This window comes from Photobacterium sp. GB-36, from assembly GCF_003026135.1.
Lineage (GTDB): Bacteria > Pseudomonadota > Gammaproteobacteria > Enterobacterales > Vibrionaceae > Photobacterium.
In genome coordinates this window covers 140,928-159,884 of the sequence record NZ_PYNY01000005.1, presented here as the reverse complement: position 1 = coordinate 159,884, position 18,957 = coordinate 140,928, and the positions used below count along the sequence as shown (strand labels likewise).

19 protein-coding genes, 1 other RNA gene and 1 pseudogene are annotated in these 18,957 nt (G+C 43.2%); 17 read left to right on the top strand and 4 right to left on the bottom strand.

Annotated elements, in window-relative coordinates; genetic code table 11:
• Positions 1-15: 15 nt before the first annotated feature.
• The 8 genes from zapE (at position 16) to sspB (ending at position 6,427) form a co-directional block, all read left to right on the top strand.
• A complete protein-coding gene (zapE, locus tag C9J46_RS07030; protein WP_107246318.1) occupies positions 16-1,119 on the top strand; it encodes a cell division protein ZapE in 1,104 nt (367 codons plus the stop codon).
• Positions 1,120-1,400: 281 nt separating this feature from the next.
• A complete protein-coding gene (gene rplM / locus C9J46_RS07025; protein ID WP_005371187.1) occupies positions 1,401-1,829 on the top strand; it encodes a 50S ribosomal protein L13 in 429 nt (142 codons plus the stop codon).
• 15 nt (positions 1,830-1,844) lie between these two features.
• Positions 1,845-2,237, top strand: a complete 393-nt coding sequence (gene rpsI / locus C9J46_RS07020) for a 30S ribosomal protein S9 (protein WP_005371189.1) — start codon at positions 1,845-1,847, stop codon at positions 2,235-2,237.
• A 371-nt stretch (positions 2,238-2,608) separates the two neighbouring features.
• Positions 2,609-3,199, top strand: a complete 591-nt coding sequence (gene petA, locus C9J46_RS07015) for a ubiquinol-cytochrome c reductase iron-sulfur subunit (protein ID WP_107206541.1) — start codon at positions 2,609-2,611, stop codon at positions 3,197-3,199.
• A complete protein-coding gene (locus C9J46_RS07010) occupies positions 3,199-4,464 on the top strand; it encodes a cytochrome bc complex cytochrome b subunit (RefSeq protein ID WP_105061013.1) in 1,266 nt (421 codons plus the stop codon). Before petA ends, C9J46_RS07010 begins: the two co-directional genes overlap by 1 nt.
• A complete protein-coding gene (locus tag C9J46_RS07005; RefSeq protein WP_107206542.1) occupies positions 4,461-5,198 on the top strand; it encodes a cytochrome c1 in 738 nt (245 codons plus the stop codon). The genes C9J46_RS07010 and C9J46_RS07005 overlap by 4 nt, the downstream gene beginning before the upstream one ends.
• An 85-nt stretch (positions 5,199-5,283) precedes the next feature.
• The gene (gene sspA, locus C9J46_RS07000; protein ID WP_005371197.1) at positions 5,284-5,922 is read left to right on the top strand and encodes a stringent starvation protein SspA; all 639 of its coding nucleotides are present in this window, start codon (positions 5,284-5,286) and stop codon (positions 5,920-5,922) included.
• A 1-nt stretch (position 5,923) separates the two neighbouring features.
• A complete protein-coding gene (gene sspB, locus C9J46_RS06995) occupies positions 5,924-6,427 on the top strand; it encodes a ClpXP protease specificity-enhancing factor (protein WP_107206543.1) in 504 nt (167 codons plus the stop codon).
• A gap of 65 nt (positions 6,428-6,492) precedes the next feature.
• Here sspB and C9J46_RS06990 read toward each other — a convergent pair whose 3' ends face one another.
• Genes C9J46_RS06990 through C9J46_RS06975 form a run of 4 tightly spaced genes read right to left on the bottom strand, consistent with a single transcriptional unit; the run spans position 6,493 to position 9,708 of the window.
• Positions 6,493-7,035 carry a BON domain-containing protein gene (locus tag C9J46_RS06990; protein WP_107290697.1) on the bottom strand — a complete coding sequence of 181 codons (543 nt, stop codon included), beginning with the start codon at positions 7,033-7,035 and terminating at the stop codon, positions 6,493-6,495.
• A 3-nt stretch (positions 7,036-7,038) separates the two neighbouring features.
• A complete protein-coding gene (gene diaA, locus C9J46_RS06985; protein ID WP_105061009.1) occupies positions 7,039-7,629 on the bottom strand; it encodes a DnaA initiator-associating protein DiaA in 591 nt (196 codons plus the stop codon).
• A gap of 2 nt (positions 7,630-7,631) precedes the next feature.
• On the bottom strand, positions 7,632-7,991 hold the full coding sequence (locus tag C9J46_RS06980) for a YraN family protein (protein ID WP_039872778.1): 360 nt from the start codon (positions 7,989-7,991) through the stop codon (positions 7,632-7,634).
• On the bottom strand, positions 7,984-9,708 hold the full coding sequence (locus C9J46_RS06975; protein WP_233217711.1) for a penicillin-binding protein activator: 1,725 nt from the start codon (positions 9,706-9,708) through the stop codon (positions 7,984-7,986). The genes C9J46_RS06980 and C9J46_RS06975 overlap by 8 nt, the downstream gene beginning before the upstream one ends.
• Before the next feature lie 103 nt (positions 9,709-9,811).
• Between C9J46_RS06975 and rsmI the strand changes: the two genes are divergently transcribed.
• The 9 genes and pseudogenes from rsmI to mraY all read left to right on the top strand — a co-directional run bounded on the left by rsmI (position 9,812) and on the right by mraY (position 18,955).
• Entirely contained in the window at positions 9,812-10,672 is an 861-nt protein-coding gene (rsmI, locus tag C9J46_RS06970) for a 16S rRNA (cytidine(1402)-2'-O)-methyltransferase (RefSeq protein ID WP_005371210.1), read from the top strand.
• A gap of 147 nt (positions 10,673-10,819) precedes the next feature.
• Positions 10,820-11,208: RNase P RNA component class A (rnpB, locus tag C9J46_RS06965), an RNA gene on the top strand.
• Between the two features lie 267 nt (positions 11,209-11,475).
• Positions 11,476-11,934, top strand: a pseudogene (mraZ, locus tag C9J46_RS21925) (division/cell wall cluster transcriptional repressor MraZ).
• 14 nt (positions 11,935-11,948) lie between these two features.
• A complete protein-coding gene (rsmH, locus tag C9J46_RS06955) occupies positions 11,949-12,896 on the top strand; it encodes a 16S rRNA (cytosine(1402)-N(4))-methyltransferase RsmH (RefSeq protein ID WP_045083943.1) in 948 nt (315 codons plus the stop codon).
• Positions 12,893-13,213: a cell division protein FtsL gene (gene ftsL / locus C9J46_RS06950; RefSeq protein WP_045083944.1), complete on the top strand. Its 321-nt coding sequence runs from the start codon at positions 12,893-12,895 to the stop codon at positions 13,211-13,213. The genes rsmH and ftsL overlap by 4 nt, the downstream gene beginning before the upstream one ends.
• A 2-nt stretch (positions 13,214-13,215) precedes the next feature.
• Positions 13,216-14,973 (top strand): penicillin-binding transpeptidase domain-containing protein, encoded by a 1,758-nt coding sequence (locus C9J46_RS06945; protein WP_107206547.1) that lies wholly within the window; start codon positions 13,216-13,218, stop codon positions 14,971-14,973.
• A 3-nt stretch (positions 14,974-14,976) separates the two neighbouring features.
• Positions 14,977-16,494 (top strand): UDP-N-acetylmuramoyl-L-alanyl-D-glutamate--2,6-diaminopimelate ligase, encoded by a 1,518-nt coding sequence (gene murE / locus C9J46_RS06940; protein WP_107290695.1) that lies wholly within the window; start codon positions 14,977-14,979, stop codon positions 16,492-16,494.
• Positions 16,491-17,873 (top strand): UDP-N-acetylmuramoyl-tripeptide--D-alanyl-D-alanine ligase, encoded by a 1,383-nt coding sequence (murF, locus tag C9J46_RS06935; protein ID WP_107290694.1) that lies wholly within the window; start codon positions 16,491-16,493, stop codon positions 17,871-17,873. Before murE ends, murF begins: the two co-directional genes overlap by 4 nt.
• Entirely contained in the window at positions 17,873-18,955 is a 1,083-nt protein-coding gene (gene mraY / locus C9J46_RS06930; RefSeq protein WP_107206550.1) for a phospho-N-acetylmuramoyl-pentapeptide-transferase, read from the top strand. The genes murF and mraY overlap by 1 nt, the downstream gene beginning before the upstream one ends.
• Positions 18,956-18,957 lie beyond the last annotated feature (2 nt).

Below are 18,957 nucleotides of genomic sequence, written 5' to 3'. Positions count from 1 at the left end.
ACAGGTAAGGTTAGAATGACGCCACTAGAAAAATATCAACAAGATTTACAGAAAACGGATTTTTTTGCAGATCCAGCACAAGCCAATGCCGTTTCCCATCTTGATAATTTATATCATCGTATAATAGCGCCTAAACCTGAGCCTAAACTGTCTTTCATCCAACGTTATTTTAAATCTAATTCAACTCAAGCAGATATTGTGCCAGTGAAAGGATTATATTTTTGGGGCGGGGTAGGACGAGGGAAAACTTATCTTGTTGATACTTTTTATGACTGTTTACCATTGGAACGTAAAACGCGGATGCACTTTCATCGCTTTATGCATCGCGTGCATCAAGAATTAAAAACATTAGATGGTGTTGAAAATCCACTGGAACACGTTGCTGATAAATTTAAACAAGAAACAGATATTATTTGTTTTGATGAGTTTTTTGTTTCTGATATTACCGATGCAATGATTTTAGGTACCTTGCTTGAAGCGTTATTTAAGCGAGGAATTAGTTTAGTCGCAACATCGAATATTCCACCATCAGAGTTATATCGAAATGGTTTGCAACGTGCGAGATTTTTACCAGCTATCGCATTGATAGAACAGCATTGTGAGATAGTGAATGTTGATGCTGGGATTGATTATCGCTTGCGAACGTTAGAACAAGCTGAGATTTATCATTACCCATTAGATGAATGTGCAACAGAGAATTTAAAACGTTATTTCGAACAGTTAACCTCAGAGCCTCGTAATCAGCAAACAATGATCACAATTAATGCGCGGCAATTGATGGTACAGCGAGAGGCGGATGGTGTCGTGCAGTTCAGTTTTAATCAATTATGCCAAACGTCACGTAGTCAAAATGATTACATGGAAATAGCACAAATCTATCATACGGTTATTTTATCGGAAGTACCGCAAATTACAGAGCAGGAAGACGATGCTGCACGGCGCTTTATTGCCATGGTTGATGAGTTTTATGAGCGTAATGTCACTTTGATTATTTCTGCGGCAGTACCTCTTGAGCAACTTTATCAACAAGGACGATTAACCTTTGAATTTAAGCGATGTTGTTCACGTTTAATCGAAATGCAAAGCCATGAATACTTAGCAAAGCCGCATCTAGCATAGAAATCGCGTTGTTAACGGTTATCGTATTTAACGATAATCAGGATTTATCGACTGCTTTTGCCTTAAATTGTCGTTAATAAGAAAAAAAGACATTTTTTTTAGGAAAAGAGGTGATTTTTTCCTCACCCTTCCCTATAATCTTGCGACCCACCGTACCTGTGAAGGCGAAAGCCTGGAGTGCCAACCACTCGAAGGGGTGATGACTGGGCTCTTATACAGAGGGACCATCATTTGATGGTTCTAGTAAGTGAAACTATTTAAATTATTGGGTATTAATTAGCATGAAAACTTTCGTTGCTAAACCAGAAACTGTAAAACGTGACTGGTATGTTGTTGACGCTGAAGGTAAAACTCTAGGTCGTCTTGCAACTGAAATCGCTTCTCGTCTACGTGGTAAGCACAAGCCGGAGTACACTCCACACGTTGACACTGGTGACTACATTGTAGTTATCAATGCTGAGAAAGTAGCAGTAACTGGTAACAAGCGTACAGATAAAATGTACCACCACCACACTGGCTACATCGGCGGCCTTAAGTCAATCAGCTTTGATAAGCTAATCGACAAGAAACCAGAAATGGTTATTGAAACTGCTGTTAAAGGCATGCTTCCTAAAGGTCCTCTAGGCCGTGCTATGTACCGTAAGCTAAAAGTTTACGCAGGTACTGAGCACAACCATGCTGCACAACAGCCTAAAGTACTAGACATCTAATTGGGAATTATGACAATGGCAGAGAATCAATACTACGGCACTGGTCGCCGTAAAAGCTCAGCAGCTCGCGTTTTCATCAAACCGGGTACTGGCAACATCGTTATCAACAAGCGTAGCATCGAAGAGTACTTCGGTCGCCCAACAGCGCGTATGGTTGTTCGTCAACCTCTAGAGCTTGTTGAAATGACAGAGAACCTAGACCTATACATCACTGTTAAAGGTGGTGGTATCACTGGTCAATCTGGTGCAATCCGTCACGGTATCACTCGCGCTCTTATGGAGTACGATGAAACTCTACGTCCTGCTCTACGTGCAGCTGGCTACGTTACTCGCGACGCTCGTTGCGTTGAGCGTAAGAAAGTTGGTCTACGTAAAGCACGTCGTCGTCCACAGTTCTCTAAGCGTTAATTTTCGCTTCCAGATTTTATCTGGTTACTGTGTACAGAAAGCTCAACCCTCGGGTTGGGCTTTTTTTTATTTATTAATAGCTAAACAATCAGCTTCCTGCCTTATTTTCTCCATTTTTACCGCTCTCAACACGGCCAAAAATTAAGTTTAAGTAACGATGTTATCGTTGGAAGGTAAAAGAACGCTTTGCTCAGATTTAGTGCAAAAGAGTCGCTTTAACTTGTCAAAATATCGTCTGTTACATATCCTTTTTATGTTGGAAACAGTTTGAATGTGTAATTTTACTGTTACCTTTTCGTTGGAAGTTAGCCGTGGCTCCAAGGACGCATAAGGACATAATAATCCAAGGCGGGAGTAAGGGAGAATATTGGATGAGCAATGTGCCAGTAAGCAAAGGACGACGTCGCTTTCTGACCGTAACAACCTCGGTTGTTGGTGGGTTAGGAGCTGCAGCTGTTGCCGTTCCTTTTATCAAATCATGGAATCCGAGTGCGAAAGCAAAAGCCGCCGGTGCTCCTGTCGAAGTTGATATCAGTAAGTTAGAAGATGGACAAATGGTTCGCGTTGAATGGCGAGGAAAACCTGTGTGGGTTGTTCGTCGCAGCAAGGCTGTTTTACAAGAGTTAAGTACCCATGATGGCGAATTGCGGGATCCTTCATCAGAAGAACCTCAGCAGCCATCTTATGCACAAAATGAATTCCGTTCAGTGAAGCCTGAAATCTTTTTAGCCTTGGGTATTTGTACTCATCTTGGCTGTTCTCCAACTTATTTACCCGATAGCTTTAATGAACAAGTAAGTGGTATATCGTCAGGGTTCTTCTGTCCATGCCACGGCTCTACCTTTGATATGGCCGGTCGTGTGTTTGCAGGCGTGCCTGCACCATTGAATCTGGTGATACCTCCATATCAATTCTTAGATGACAACACGATTATTGTTGGTGTTGATGGGGAGGCCGTATAATGAATGCGCTACTAGGCTGGATTGAAAAACGTTTGCCCGTCACGAATGCTTATAGAAAGCATTTATCTGAATATCCGATGCCGAAAAATTTCAACTTTTGGTACATCTTTGGTTCTCTTGCCATGTTGGTGCTTGTTAATCAGATCGTAACAGGGATCTGGTTAACCATGAACTATGTACCATCAGGTGAAGGGGCATTTGCTTCCATTGAATATATTATGCGAGATGTAGAGTATGGTTGGCTGCTACGTTATATGCACTCGACAGGTGCTTCCGCGTTTTTTGTCGTGATTTATCTGCATATGTTCCGCGGCTTGATCTACGGATCTTACCAAAAGCCTCGTGAGCTACTGTGGTTATTCGGTATGTTGATTTTTCTCATTCTTATGGCTGAAGCGTTCATGGGATATTTGTTGCCATGGGGACAAATGTCATTCTGGGGCGCACAGGTCATTATTTCGCTATTTGGTGCAATACCTGTAATCGGTGACGATCTAACTCTTTGGATCCGAGGGGATTATGTTGTCTCAGGGGCAACGCTAAACCGTTTCTTTGCATTACATGTTATTGCGCTGCCAATCGTATTGTTGTTGCTCATTGTGTTACACGTATTAGCACTTCATGAAGTGGGTTCAAATAACCCTGATGGTATTGAGACAAAACTGCCGAAGGGCTCTAAAGGTGAAGGGTATAAAACACAATTTCGTTTTCATGAATACTACAGCAACAAGTATGACATCATTGATTCAATCCCATTTCATCCTTATGGAACAGTTAAAGATCTGATTGGTGTTGCTGTTTTCGCCTTTTTCTTTAGCTATGTGATCTTTTTTAACCCAGAAATGGGAGGGTACTTCCTTGAGCCGCCAAACTTTGAAGCTGCAAATCCACTAAAAACACCTGAACACATTGCGCCAGTTTGGTATTTCACGCCGTTCTATGCGATTTTGCGTGCGGTACCCGATAAGTTATTAGGTGTGGCGGCAATGGGAGCATCGATTGTCTTTTTATTCCTGTTACCGTGGTTCGATCGCTGTAAAGTTCGCTCTTTCCGTTATCGTAGCAAAGTGCACTTTATCAATATTTGTCAGTTCACAGTTAGCTTTATTGCACTAGGTGTTTTAGGTACGTTACCTGCAACTCCTACTTATACATTGCTTGCACAGATCTTTAGCTTTGCTTACTTTATGTTCTTCATTTTATTGTTCTTTTACAGTAAAAATGAGGCAACGAAACCGCTGCCAGAGAGGGTGACATTCAAATGAGAAAATTGATTGTAACGCTGCTGGCAATGCTTCCTACTTTTGCTTTTGCGGCAGGTAGCAATGTACCTTTAGATGCGGCGAATAATGACTTAACAGACAAAGCATCACTTCAACGTGGCGCAAAGACATTTATGAATTATTGTTCTGGATGTCATTCAACCCAATACCAACGCTACGAGCGAGTGGCAGAAGATCTTGGTATTCCACCAACGTTAATGAAAGAGAATTTGATTTTTGATCAAAATGCTAAAATTGGTGATTTGATGACAAATGCGATTTCAACAGAGTATGCGGCAGCCTCATTTGGCGCCCCTGCTCCTGACTTAACTTTGGTTGCGCGTGTTCGAGGTACTGATTGGATCTATACTTACTTACGATCCTTCTATGCCGATCCTAGTCGTCCATTTGGTGTTAATAATTTAGTGTTCCCAAGTGTCGGTATGCCGCATGCTCTCGAAGAGTTACAAGGTGCACCACATAAAGCATTTGAGACCAAAATGATTGACGGTGAGAAAGTTCAAGAGTTTATCGGGATCGAATCTGATGGTACTGGAGAGCTGAGCGCTGAAGAATATGACGATATGGTGCGTGATTTAGTTAACTTCCTTGATTACTCTGCTGAGCCAATGAAGCTGGAACGACAGCAAATGGGCTTGTGGGTGATGGGCTTTATTGCGGTATTCTTTGTTTTAACTGTATTGTTGAAGAAAGAATATTGGCGTGATGTCCACTGATAAGGTAATCTAGTGGGTTAAGAATCTCGCAATGGGGGCTTAAGCCTCCATTGCTTTTTGTGTATTAAATATACTGGAGGGGTTGATGGCTGTTGCTGCCAATAAACGCTCTGTGATGACTCTGTATTCTGATGCTTCAGACATCTACAGCCATCAGGTGCGTATCGTACTAGCCGAGAAAGGTGTTAGTGTTGAAATCGAGCTGGTTGATCCATTGAATCTACCTGAAGATCTGTTAGAGCTGAATCCATACCAGTCAGTTCCTACATTGGTTGATCGTGAATTAGCACTATACCAAGCGAACATCATTATGGAGTACTTGGATGAGCGTTTTCCTCACCCACCTCTAATGCCGGTTTACCCTGTTGCTCGTGGTAACAGCCGTCTAATGATGTACCGTGTTGAGCGTAACTGGTACTCACTTGCAGAGAAGATTAATACTGGCACTGCCGATGAAGCTGACAAAGCACGTAAGCAATTACGTGAAGAGTTACTTGCATTAGCACCAGTATTTGCAGAATTCCCATTCTTCATGAGTGATGAGTTCAGCTTGGTTGACTGTTACCTTGCTCCACTACTATGGCGTCTACCTGAAATGGGTATTGAACTAAGTGGTGCTGGCGCAAAAGAAGTGAAAACTTACATGACACGTGTATTTGAACGTGACTCTTTCCTAGCTTCATTGACTGAAGCTGAACGTGAAATGCGTTTAGCTGGCCAGTAATATGGATATGGAAAAAATGACACCGCGTCGTCCTTATTTGTTGCGGGCATTTTATGATTGGTTAGTGGACAACGATCTCACACCACACTTGGTTGTTGATGCAACATTACCAGGTGTACAAGTACCAATGGAGTTCGTTAGTGATGGTCAAATCATCCTAAACGTTGCTCCTCGTGCTGTGGGGAATTTAGAACTGGGTAATGAAGCGGTTAGCTTTAATGCGCGTTTTAGTGGTCGTCCACATTCTGTTATTGTACCTATGTACGCTGTGCTTGCTGTTTATGCGCGTGAAAACGGAGCAGGAACAATGTTTGAGCCAGAGCCTAGCTATGAATCAGATATGCCAGTCTTTGATGATGTTGATGATATCGAAGATATGATTGATGAAGCATCAGAGCCTAGCTCTCCATTTGCCGTGGTTAGTGAAACTGAAACTGCCGGTGATGATCCTGACGATGAGCCGCCACGTCCTCGCGGTCGTCCAAGCTTACGTGTTGTGAAATAGATAGTTTCTCTTTAATAAAAAAACGCAGCCAATAGGCTGCGTTTTTTTATATCGATAAAGGGGGACTAGCGATTTTGACTCGGTTCGAATAATGTCACAACTTTTTTAACGCCATTGATATTCCGTGCAATATTGATCGCAATTTCTTTTTGGCGTGGCGTCACATAGCCTAAAAGGTAGACTCGCCCCCCTTCGCTGATCACTTGGATCACCGCTCCTGTTAACTGCTTGCTCGCGATGAGTTGAGATTTTACCTTGGTGGTTAGCCAGGCATCATAACTAATGTCACTTATGCTAAGTAAAGGTCTCACTTCAAGTTGGTTATACAGATCTTTAACATTAGCAATATGCTTAACTTGCTGAGCAAATTGTGCTTTTGCAGCGGCAGAAGTGGCTTGACCAATCAGTAGTACTTTACCGTTAAGCGAGATACTGTTGGCACTGATTGAGCGGGTAAATTGGCGGCTATTTGCCAGACCCGAAATATCCATTTCTACTTTTTGATCTTGCCAATGTTGTTCTATATCTCGTGGATCTTGCGTGGAAAAACTCGAACATCCTTGTAATACAATGCTAAAAATTAGCAATAGGCGGCATACCCAGTTCATTGATTATCCTTCGTGGTGCGGGAAGAGTACTTGGTCAATAAGATCGCACAAGCAATGTACTGTTAGTAAGTGGACTTCTTGAATACGTGCGGTACGTTGAGATGGGATACGAATTTCAACATCTTGTATACCAAGTAACCCTGCCATTTCGCCGCCATCTTTACCTGTTAAGGCGATGATAGTCATATCACGTGTAAGTGCAGCTTCCATTGCTTTGATAATGTTCTTGCTATTACCGCTGGTTGATAATACAAACAGAATATCACCGGCTTGACCGAGTGCGCGCACTTGTTTTGAAAACACTTCGTCGTGGTGATAATCATTAGCAATTGCTGTCAAAATTGTTGTGTCAGCCGTTAATGCTAAAGCGGGAAGGCTTGGGCGCTCAGTTTCAAAACGATTAATAAGACATGAAGCAAAGTGTTGTGAATTAGCTGCTGAGCCACCATTACCGCAACATAAAATCTTATTGCCGTTTAATAGGCTCTGAACCATGACTTGGGCAGCTTTTGAGATGGAATCGGGAAGTGCTTCTGCTGCTGCAATTTGAGTTTGAATACTTTCGGTAAAACTTTCGCGAATGCTATCTAGCATGATTAACCTTCAACTAAGATGTTGGTATGCCACTCAATATGGTGTTCTTGACCTTCAATTGTCACGACATCAAACCGACATTCGGTTTGATCGATTGAAAAGCCATTTTTCTGTAACCAAAAAAGGGCGGTGCGTTTTATTTTTTGTTGTTTATGCCAATTCACCGCTTCTGAAGCCGAACCGAAATGGCGATGTGTCCGGTATTTTACTTCAATAAAGACAAAACATTTACCTTGTCGCATGATTAAATCAATTTCACCACCGCGACAGCTAAAATTTCGTTCGATAAGCTTAAGACGGTGGCGAGACAGAAACTGTTCCGCCATCCGTTCATAAGTTTGACCTTGTTGTCGTTTATTCAGGTTGAATACCGTCTGCAGTGAATTTACCCCAGTCAATGTGACGATGGATCACACATTGGCTATCGGAACTTAATTTGCCTGTAACACCTTGTGTTGTGTAATCACTCATCGCACGTAATTGTGGTAATTCGTTACTTAAAAGGTAAGCATCCATACCAAAAGCATGAAGGCGAACACTGGTATTACCTTCATTTGGCCACAATTGGTTGAAACGCTCCATATAACTTGCCGGTGGATTGATTAGAAGTGGAATATCACCGATTTCTACGCCTTGTATTTCTGGAGAGTATCCTTTGCGATCTGGATTACTTCGAGAGCTAACATAAATTTGTGGTGGGTTACCACTTGGTGGTAATGATGCTTCAATAAATGGCTTTATAGTCATCAATTCATTTTTGCTAGCAACGATATATATCGCATCTGTCTTACTACCTGGTGCACGCCCAAATACCTGACGGATTTGCTGTGGTATCTCATCGCTTGCACCAAATGTAGCCACTTGTGCTGGTTGACTATTTAAGCTTGTCCACTCTTGATTAAAAGCAGAACTTACTCGCTGACCATAACTGTTTGATGGTACAAGTACGACAGGATCACGATGACCTTCATTGAAAATATGCTCTGCAGCTTGCTCGGCACTTTGCTCTGGCGAAAGAGCAAAATAACACGCGTTAGGGTGGTTGCTGGTAATTTCAGGTGGCATATTTAACGCCAACGTATTGATATGAGTGGTGTTATCTTGTTGAAACTCTGAAATCTTATTCTTACGCAGTGGACCGACAACAAATTGAGTGCCATTTTGCTGTAATTTTGCCACGATAGAAGCCATTGGTTCTGCTTCTGTATCATAGATATTAAGATTGGTATCAGCGCTTCTGTTAGCATCATCCATCATTGCATCTATAAAGCCATCACGTACATTTTTACCTTGTGCGGCAAAGCGACCAGATAATGGTAAAAGCAAAGCGACACGATCTAGCTTAATGGCTTTAAGGTTCATTACCGCTTCAAGTTCTTTGGGTAAGTATTGATTAGCTGGATGGTACGGATGTTGGCTTAACCATTGCTCAACTGCGCTTTTTAATTTGCCTGGTTGACGGCTAGCGCTATTTTTTAACATGGCAAGCTCAACCCAACCTTTTAATACGCCTTCATCACTACCAATTTTGGCGTTACTCAGCTGTGCGTTGGAGTAGTCAGATAAATCATTCCACAGGTTATTCCAGTTGGCTGCTTTTTGATCCCGATTTAAGTAAAAATCAAGTTTACTGCGTTCACGCGCGGCTTGAAATTTATGGTTAAGTTGATCTAATAATTCAGCACGGAAAGTGTAATAACGTTGATACTGACTTTTCGTTAACTGCCAAGACGGTTGGAAATTTAGACTATTAAGTGCTTCTTGATATTGCCCTTGATGATAGCGGATCGCTGCACGAGCAAGTTGCCATTCAGCAATTTGCAAAGGGCTCATAGATTGTTGTGATAGTTTGGTAACTTGTTGGTCAGCTTGCTGCCATTTACCTTCTTCTATCATTGCTTTAAGGGCTAATATTTCCCAGTTAATACGCTCTGCACCCTTACTGGCTTGAGCTTTACTGAGGTAGGCGGCTGAGCTTTGAGCGGCTGCCGCAGTGATATCCGTTAATGGAGCCTGCTGATTGTACAGGTTTGGCGTGCTACAGCCTGCTAAAATAACAGCAAGGGCTACAGGCGCCATTAGTCGTGATACACTTTTACGCTTATGGGTAAAATTGGGCATTGAATTCATTCAACTGTGACAAATTACTCTTGATATTAATTGCAGATGAGATCTAAGACAAATGAGTGAAACCAATTCAAGCATGGTTGATGTTGCTACGTTATACATCGTACCTACACCCATCGGTAATTTGGCTGATATAACACAACGAGCATTAGACGTGTTAGCAAATGTAGATTTGATTGCTGCTGAAGATACTCGCCATACATCACGCTTGTTATCCCATTTCTCTATCTCAACCCGCACCTTTGCGCTTCATGATCATAACGAGCAGCAAAAAGCTGACTTCTTGATTGAAAAGCTTCAGTCAGGTACCAGTATTGCGTTGGTATCAGATGCTGGTACGCCGCTGATCAGTGATCCAGGGTATCATCTTGTTAATCGCTGTCGTCAAGCGGGGGTAAAAGTTGTGCCATTACCAGGCCCATGTGCAGTGATCACTGCCTTGAGTGGTGCAGGCTTACCGTCTGACCGATTTAGCTTTGAGGGCTTTTTGCCACCCAAAAGTAAAGGTCGCCGTGACTGTTTTCAAGCGTTAGCAAACGATGAGCGTACGTTAATTTTTTACGAATCGCCACATCGTATTAATGATTCCCTGAGTGATATGTTAGCCGTGCTTGGTGCTGAACGCCAAGTAGTATTAGCGCGTGAGTTAACAAAAACTTATGAAACAATCCATGGTGCGCCATTAGGAGAGTTAATTGAGTGGCTTGCTGAAGACAGTAATCGTGTTCGTGGTGAGATGGTGGTTTTAGTCGCCGGTCATCGCGCGCAAAAAGAAGAACTATCAGCAGAATCATTACGTACACTGGGCTTGTTAGTCAAAGAATTACCATTGAAAAAAGCGGCTGCACTAACAGCGGAAATTCACGGTGCGAAAAAGAATGCGCTGTATAAGTGGGGGTTAGAAAACCTAGGCTAAAAATAAAATTAACGGCTGCTAATTTTTTGTGGGCTGTATGACTAGATTTGGTGGGAATTAGCTTTTTTTGCTGTTTTTTTAGTCAGGCTGTAATTTTGTTTCGTTTTTCGCTAGCAACTGTGATCGTTGTCTTATACAATCCGTGCCGGAGTTGGTCAGGTAATCGCTGCTTCATTGATGTCCTTTGGGAGACTGATGAAGGGGAGGAAAGTCCGGGCTCCACAGGGCAGGGTGCCAGATAACGTCTGGGGGGCGCAAGCCCACGACAAGTGCAGCAGAGAGCAAACCGCCGATGGCCTATTGCTTGCAATAGTGCACAGGTAAGGGTGAAAGGGTGCGGTAAGAGCGCACCGCGCAGCTAGTAATAGTTTGTGGCAGGGTAAACTCCACCCGGAGCAAGACCAAATAGGTCCCTAATGGCGCGGCCCGCGTTGGGGACGGGTAGGTTGCTTGAGTCTGTGAGCGATTGCAGACCTAGACGAATGATTGCCGCCGCGCAAGCGGAACAAAACCCGGCTTATCGACCGACTCCCTACATTTAGAGAAGGTGGTGTTTGGATAACAAACACCACCTTTTTTTCGTCTTATTCCCGCATAAACATAACTTTCGCTTGATGACTACAGAGTATGTTAGAACTCTGTTTGAATTACTGTCAGACGCTTGACATCGTTTTTGTCTCATACGTACACTTTATGGTGGGAATTTGTGGGGAAAAGTGGTGCAGTCGCATTCTCTTTGTTTTTAATTCTGCTAAAAGTCGGTTACTACGGCTGATTTTTAGTATCATTGAATGGGCATGTGAATGTTAAGAGGCGCAACGGTTATATCGCTCGATAACAAAGGACGCATTGCGATTCCTAAGCGTTATCGTGCTGAGGTAACAAATCATTGTGACGGCTTATTCGTATGCACTATTGATCACCAGTTTTCTTGCTTGTTGCTCTATCCCATGAATGAATGGGTACACATTGAAGCGAAGTTAGCGACATTATCAAGCCTTCATCCTGCGGAGCGTCGAATTTAACGTTTGTTACTCGGCCACGCTAGTGAATGTGATATGGATGGGCAGGGACGAATTCTACTTCCTGCTACCTTACGACAATACGCGCACTTACAAGATAAGATCATGCTTGTAGGCCAATTCAATAAATTTGAAATTTGGTCTGAATCTTTGTGGCAACAGCAAATTGAACACGATATCAACCTTCAGGCTGAGGATGCGATAGCACAGTCATCGCGCCTTAGTGAGCTTTCACTTTAGCTGAACTTATATTTATGTCTGAACAATTTGAGCACGTTTCCGTTTTACTGAATGAATCTGTAGACGGATTAGCAATTAAACCCGACGGTATTTATATCGATGGTACCTTTGGCCGTGGGGGACACAGTCGCCTTATTCTTTCTCATTTAGGTGAGAATGGTCGTCTATACAGCATTGACCGAGATCCTCAAGCGATTGCTGAAGCTCAGAAGATTGATGATCCTCGCTTCGAAATTATCCATGGCCCATTCTCTGGCATGGAAAAATACATGGAAGAGCGTGATTTAATTGGTCGTGTTGATGGTGTGTTACTGGATTTAGGTGTGTCATCACCGCAATTAGATGATGCAGAGCGCGGCTTTAGCTTTATGCGAGATGGCCCGCTTGATATGCGTATGGATCCGACATCGGGTCAGTCAGCTGCTGAATGGTTGGCTGAAGCGGAAGCGGATGATATTGCATGGGTACTAAAAGAGTTTGGTGAAGAGCGTTTTGCCAAGCGTATTGCTCGCGGTATTGTTGAGCACCGTGAAAACCCAGAAAAAGAGCCACTAACACGTACCCGTGAATTAGCGAGCTTAATTGCGGCGGTATCGCCGTTTAAAGATAAGCACAAACACCCAGCAACACGTAGTTTTCAAGCGATTCGTATTTACATTAACAGTGAGTTAGATGAAATTGAAACAGCGCTAAACGGTGCGGTGAATATTTTAGCTCCTGAAGGTCGTTTATCAGTGATCAGTTTCCACTCATTGGAAGATCGTATGGTAAAACGCTTTATTCGTAAACAGAGCAAAGGACCTGAAGTTCCAGCAGGTTTACCGCTTACTGAAGAACAAATTAAAGCTTTAGGTAGCGCTGCACTTAAAACGGTAGGCAAAGCCATCAAACCTTCTCAAGATGAATTAGGGTATAACACACGAGCGCGTAGCTCTGTACTAAGGTTGGCTGAGCGTCTATGAAGCAACCTACAGAATCATCATTGAATCTGGCTCGCCTGATTGGACGTGATCTCGTCACTGTCGGGCTTGTTCCTCTCATTCTTTCTTTTATTATTCTCGCATCAGCATTGTCAGTGGTGTACATCACCCATGACACACGCCAGCAAATTGTGAAACAAGAACAATTGTTAACTGAACGTGAAGGATATGATGTGGAATGGCGAAATCAGATCCTCGAAGAAAATTCGCTTGCAGAGCACAGTCGTATTGAACGATTAGCTGAGACTGAACTCAAAATGCAACGACCATCCGCTGATAGTGAAATTGTTATCCAATAAACATGAAATTATTCAATCGTTCGACGTCGAAAAATAGCGTAACCAAGAAAGCGAAACCATTTATTAAATGGCGCTTTACTGTTGTTTGTATTTTTATCCTGTTAGGATTTTTCGGCTTAATTGCTCGTGCCGCTTATATTCAGGTACTGGAACCGGGTCGCCTTATTCAAGAAGGTGATGCGCGTTCTTTACGTACTAAGTTGATGCCTTCTGCGCGCGGTATTATCTCTGATCGTAACGGTGAACAGCTGGCTGTTAGTGTGCCTGTTCAAGCTGTATTCGCAAACCCTGCAGAAATATTTAAGCATGGTGGCTTAAGTGATGTAGAGCGATGGCATGCATTAGCTGATGTACTGGATCTCGATCGCACTTGGCTATTACATGAATTAGAAACAAAGAAAAATCGCCGCTTTATTTATCTTGCTCGTCAAGTTAGTCCTGCGATGGCAAATTACGTCCATAAATTAAAACTTCCCGGTATTGGCTTAAAAGATGAATCTCGTCGTTTTTACCCTTCAGGTGAAGTTAGTGCACACTTATTAGGCTTTACCGGTATTGATGGCCATGGTCTTGATGGTGTCGAGAAAACCTACGATGGTTGGTTAACGGGTGAGCCGGGTCGACGTACCGTACGTAAAGACCGTTACGGCCGCGTGGTTGAAAATATATCTCAACAAAAGCGTCAACCGGGTAAGCCATTACAGCTCAGTATTGATCAGAGAATTCAGGCTGTCGCGTATCGAGCGGCAAAAGAAGGCGTGATGGATATTCCTGCAACGTCAGTTAGCATCGCTATATCTGATGTGCGTACGGGGGAAATTTTGGCGATGGTTAATGCGCCGTCGTTTAACCCAAATAATCGCAATGATCGTCAACCCTATAAGATGCGTAACCGCGTCATTACCGATACTTTTGAACCGGGCTCTACGGTTAAGCCATTTGTCGTGTATACCGCGATGAAACACGGTATTGCGAATGAACATACCTTAATTGCGATCCCTCAAAGTAAGCATTTCCGCGTTGGTAGTAAGGTTATAACCGATGTTTCACGTGTTGAACCGTTAGCGACGGTACAGCGCATTCTACAAAAATCGAGTAACATCGGGGTGACCAAGTTGTCACTCGCAATGCCTGTTGACTACATCCTTGATACGTATCGTAAAGTCGGTTTTGATGAGCCATCTGGTATTAACTTGATTGGTGAAACAACAGGCCACTTCCCTAACCGTTACCGTTGGTCTGATATTGAACGTGCGACGTTAGCGTACGGTTATGGTTTATCGTTAACACCGATTCAGTTGCTGCATGCTTACACAACGTTGGGTGCGTATGGCATTAAGCGACCACTATCAATACTAAAGACTGAAAGAGTCGTACCGGGTGAGCAAGTGCTCGATCCAGCGATTGTTAAAAAAGTCTTGTTAATGATTGAGTCAGTCACCGATAAAAAAGGTGGTGGCGGTGGTTGGCGTGCAGCTGTTCCTGGTTACCGTGTTGGTGTGAAGACGGGTACCGCGAAAAAAGCGATTGCTGGTGGTTATGGTGATGATTATTTCTCCTATACTGTCGGTGTTGCACCGATCAGTAAACCACGTTTAGCGATCGTCGTTATGGTTAATGAGCCGAAAGGTAAAGTTTTCTATGGCGGTGCTGTTGCTGCGCCAATTCTATCTAAAGTATTAGGCAGCGCTTTACAGATTTTAAATGTGCCGCCAGATGCTGATACGTTACATAAAGTTGATCTGGATAAGGGAGTCTAAATAATGGCATCGTCGAAGAGTGTGATGAAATTAGGGGCGCTGTTATCACCATGGCTTGCAATTGATAAGTTGCCTCTTGAACTTACAGAAAGCCAGATTGACGCGATAACATTAGACAGTAGAGAAGTCACCGCAGGAAGTTTATTTACAGCGGTGAATGGACATACTGTTGACGGTCGTCGATTTATTGATACGGCGATAAAGGCGGGTGCAAGCGCGATTATTGCAGAGGCTGATGGGATCGCTAATGAAGGCGATATAGCGCTTAAAGATGGCGTGTATATTGTTTACCTTCAGGATCTTAATCATAAGCTTTCCGCAATTGCTGGACGTTTCTTTGATCATCCCGATCAAAAGCTGGCACTGTATGCCGTCACGGGAACAAATGGTAAAACCACCATCAGTCAATTATTAGCCCAATGGGCGAACCTTGTTGGCTACAAAGCGGGTGTGATGGGGACGACCGGAAATGGTTTGTTGGTTGATTTAAAACCTGCTGCTAATACCACAGGTAGCGCGATTGAAATTCAACAAACCTTAGCTCAACTGGTAGAGCAAGGGGCCGACTTTGCTGCGATGGAGGTTTCATCGCATGGATTGGTTCAAGGTCGTATCCGTGATCTTCATTTCAAAGCGAGCATCTTTACCAATTTAAGTCGTGATCACTTAGATTATCATGGCAACATGCAAAATTATGCTGACGCTAAAAAGTCATTGTTCACTGAACACCAAAGTGGCATTGCGATCATCAATGCAGATGATGCTGTCGGGGCGTCATGGCTTAAAGATATACCGAATGCTGTGGCGGTAGCGATTGATCCACAAGCGGTTGTCAACCATGCAGGGCTAAAGCTGTGGGCAACAGGAGTGCAGTTCAGTACCCAAGGTGTGACCATTGAGTTTGACTCGAGTTGGGGACAAGGTAAGTTTACTGCGCCTTTGGTTGGTTCATTTAATGCCACCAACTTGTTGTTAGCATTAGCCACATTACTCGCGACAAACCATTCAATGGCGGATTTACTTGAAAAAGCCCCCCAATTACAAGCAGTAATTGGACGCATGGAAGTTTTTCAAGACACTGACAAAGCTATGATGGTGGTCGATTATGCTCATACGCCGGATGCGTTAGAGAAAGCATTGCAAGCACTACGTGTGCATTGTGACGGTAAGTTATGGTGTATTTTTGGTTGTGGTGGTGATCGTGATAGCGGTAAACGCCCTATGATGGCTGAAGTTGCCGAGCGCCTTGCAGATCAAATTATTCTGACTGACGATAATCCTCGCAGTGAAGATCCTAAAGATATTGTTGACGATATGCTTGCTGGTCTTATTTCTCCAGAATCCGCGACTATTATTCATGATCGTGAAACGGCTTGTCGTCATGCACTTACTCACGCTTCTTGCCAAGATATTATCTTAGTGGCAGGTAAAGGGCATGAGGATTATCAAATTCTCGCTGATCGCACTATTCATTATTCTGACCGCGAAACGGTAGCTGCATTATTAAAGGAGTTGGCATGATTGACGTTCAACTAAGTCAGCTTGCATCGGCATTAAATGCCGAGTTAATTGGCGCTGATGTTGCAATTGCTGCAGTATCGACAGATACACGTAATATCCCATCAGAAACGTTATTTATCGCGTTAAAAGGTGAGCGTTTTGATGCTCATGATTTTTGTCAAACAGCGAAGGATAATGGTGCAAAAGCGCTGTTGGTAAGTAAACCCTTACCGGTTGAATTACCACAGTTAGTGGTTAGTGATACACGCATTGCTTTAGGAATGATGGGTGCATGGCTTAAAGCACAAATGACTGAAAAGTATAGCTTAAAGACATTAGCATTAACTGGAAGTTGCGGTAAAACAACGGTAAAAGAAATGTCTGCTGCGATTTTGGCTAATAAAGGTCAAGTCTTAGCAACCGCTGGTAATTTTAATAATGACATTGGTGCGCCACTGACGTTATTGCGTTTAACGCCTGAATATCAATATGCAGTTATTGAGCTTGGTGCTAATCATCAAAATGAAATCTCGTATACCACAAATTTAGTTAAGCCTAATGTAGCGTTGATTAATAATATTGCAGCTGCGCATTTAGAAGGCTTCGGCTCGTTACAAGGTGTAGCAAAAGCCAAAGGTGAAATCTTCGAAGGGTTGGTAGAAAACGGTACTGCGATTATTAATCTCGAATCGAATGATTTAGCGTTATGGCAGCCACTATTAGCAGATCATCAAGTATTAACATTCTCGACAGACTCGCATCAAGCGGATTATTTTGCCGAGAAGATAAAGATTACCACTCAAGGGTTAGCCTGTTTTACAATGTGCACCCCAATCGGCAAGATCGAGATTAATTTAGCACTTGCGGGTATGCATAATGTGTCAAATGCATTAGCTGCTGCGGCGTTAACCGTCTCCTTAGGGGCGACATTAGCTGATGTTAAAGCTGGGCTAGAAACCATGGCGAATGTAAAAGGTCGTCTTGATATTACAGAGCCTCATGCAGGGTTACGTCTGATTGATGATACCTATAACGCCAGTGTTGCTGCGGTAAAAGCTGCGATTGATGTGTTAGCAAGCTTTGAAGGTAAGCGCTACTTCATTTTTGGCGATATGGCTGAACTGGGTGAAGAAAGTGATAATCTACACCGAGAAGTGGGCGAATATGCTCTAGAAAAACAGCTTGATTGTGTGATGACGTTTGGTCACTCAAGCGCTGTGGTTAGTGAGCTCAATCAAGGACAACACTTCAGTGATAAAGATTCGCTAATCATGTCACTGAAACAACAATTACAACAATATTCTCGTCAACCTGATATTGAGACTGTCACTGTGCTAGTAAAAGGTGCAAGAAGTTCAAAGATGGAAGACGTAATTGCAGCCTTGCAGGAAGATAAATAATGATTTACTGGTTAGCTGAACAATTTCAGTCAACACTCCCTTTTTTCCGATTGTTCGAATACCTAACATTCCGAGCGATCATGAGTATTCTAACAGCGTTGCTGTTTTCGTTATGGATGGGGCCTCGGATGATTGCCCGTTTGCAAATGTTGCAAATTGGTCAAGTCGTACGTAATGAAGGTCCTGAATCACACTTTAGCAAGCGTGGTACTCCAACGATGGGCGGTATCATGATCCTAGCAGCAATAACGTTTACTGTATTGCTTTGGTGTGACTTAACTAACCCTTATGTCTGGGCTGTATTGGTTGTCATGTTGGGTTATGGTGCAGTCGGTTTTGTTGATGATTACCGTAAAGTTGTTCGTAAAAACACGGACGGTTTGATTGCGCGCTGGAAGTACTTCTGGCAATCAGCGATTGCACTTGTTGTCGCATTTGCACTATATGCATACGGTAAAGACACGGCTGCGACTCAGCTTGTGGTGCCTTTCTTTAAAGATGTTATGCCACAACTAGGTTTGTTCTACATCGTTATGACTTACTTTGTGATTGTCGGTACCAGTAACGCCGTTAACTTAACTGATGGTCTTGACGGCTTGGCGATCATGCCGACCGTCATGGTATCGGCAGGCCTTGCTTTTATTGCATGGGCTACAGGTAACTTTAACTACGCCGAATACCTTCATATTCCGTACATCAAAGATGCTGGCGAGCTAGTGATTGTATGTACTGCTATCGTTGGTGCCGGTCTTGGTTTCTTATGGTTTAACACCTACCCAGCACAAGTCTTTATGGGCGATGTGGGCTCATTAGCATTAGGTGGCGCACTGGGTACGATTGCTGTGCTTGTTCGCCAAGAGCTACTACTTGTGATCATGGGTGGTGTGTTTGTAATGGAAACCGTATCGGTAATTCTACAAGTAGGATCATACAAACTACGTGGCCAACGTATCTTCCGTATGGCGCCTATCCATCACCATTACGAGTTAAAAGGCTGGCCAGAGCCACGTGTTATTGTGCGCTTTTGGATTATTACACTGATGTTGGTATTGATTGCGTTAGCAACGCTTAAGGTTCGTTAAAA